General features: G+C 70.5%; 2 protein-coding genes. One reads left to right on the top strand and one right to left on the bottom strand.

The genetic code is table 11. From position 1 onward, the window contains the following. The first annotated feature begins 395 nt into the window (after positions 1-395). The gene (locus tag UK82_RS29300) at positions 396-635 is read left to right on the top strand and encodes a hypothetical protein (RefSeq protein WP_055410630.1); all 240 of its coding nucleotides are present in this window, start codon (positions 396-398) and stop codon (positions 633-635) included. A 66-nt stretch (positions 636-701) separates the two neighbouring features. On the opposite strand, the gene UK82_RS34270 is transcribed toward UK82_RS29300, so the two are convergent. Continuing rightward, complete coding sequence (locus UK82_RS34270) at positions 702-872, bottom strand: hypothetical protein (protein WP_173667373.1); 171 nt, start codon at positions 870-872, stop codon at positions 702-704. Positions 873-1204: the final 332 nt, after the last annotated feature.

Below are 1204 nucleotides of genomic sequence, written 5' to 3'. Positions count from 1 at the left end.
GCGAAGTGGGGTTTGGCGGCGATCTTGCAGCGGTTCGGCGGTAGTGCAACTGCGCAGGTCAGAGCCATGATTCGGAAGTACGGCCGGGACGCTTCGGCGGGTCGGGCTCGCCCGGCCGTCATCCTGGCGGGGGGCGATGGAAGTCGTCCGGCGCCATCGGCAGTGATGAACGCGGGGGACGGCCCTGTCGGGCTTGTCTTTGGTCACGGTCTGGCCGCTGTCAGGCTCCTGGGCGATCTGACGGGCTCGGCGCCTTCGCGGGCCGCTCACCTCCGGTGAAGGACCATCGGTAGGGGTTCACGGGCCGGGAACGGGGCGCTGCGTCACCTGTCGGGCCGGGGCAGGTGGCCTGGTGACACGGCGCGCCGCCGCATTTTGGCCATGATGATGGGTCGATGAACTCCGACCCCCTCATGACCGTCCTTGAGGTGGCCGATCACCTCAGGATCACGCCGTCATCCTGGCGGGCCAATGTCGCGAGCGGCGACGCCCCGGCCGCCGACGACCCCGACACCGATCGACCGGCGAATCGGCGCCGGCCGCGCTGGCGGCGCTCGACGATCGACGAGTGGAACAGGACCCGACGTCGAGCGGGGCGCCCGCACCAGGACCCCTCGCCCGTCGACCCCGCCTGACGACCTTGACCTCGGGGACCGCCGGTCCGCGGCGCGGGCCCGGGGAACACGCCCGGGTGGCGGGCGTCAGTCCTCGTCCAGCCAGGGGCGGAGCACCCGGCAGGCCGGCGTGGCCGGCGGGGCCCGGTAGCCGGCGCTGACGAGGAAGTAGAGGTACTCGGGCGCGGTCAGCCTGACCTCCTGGTGCAGGCCGAGTTGCAGCGCCCGGCCGTGGGCCCAGCCCAGCCGGTCGCGCACGCCCTGCGGATGTCGTCTACGTCTACTCCGGCCTCGTCGAGGTCGTGCTGAGCTACTCCTTCATCCATGAACCCGGTCCAGCCGAGCAGGCGATGGTGAACCAGATCGCAGCCGAACTCGCCAAGCAGTAGCCGCCCCGGCGGTTCCGCGGAACCGCCGGGGCCGCATCCTGAAGAAATGATCAGCGACGTTCGGGCCCTCGTGGCCGTCGTGTCCAAAGCGCAGCGGGTTGCGATCCCCCCAGAGATGATCAGCGACATAGACGCAATCCTCGGGCCGAAATGCGCCGTGAACGCCACGTTGCGATCCCTCCAGGGATGATCAGCGACCCG

The organism is Frankia sp. ACN1ag (assembly GCF_001414035.1).
Lineage (GTDB): Bacteria > Actinomycetota > Actinomycetes > Frankiales > Frankiaceae > Frankia > Frankia torreyi.
The sequence above is the reverse complement of the archived record's forward strand: the minus strand, read 5'-3'. Positions and strand labels throughout refer to the sequence as shown.

Excerpts from the sequence above, each read along its gene's own strand:
- UK82_RS29300 (WP_055410630.1), top strand. The coding sequence starts at position 396 with ATGAACTCCGACCCCCTCATGACCGTCCTTGAGGTGGCCGATCACCTC.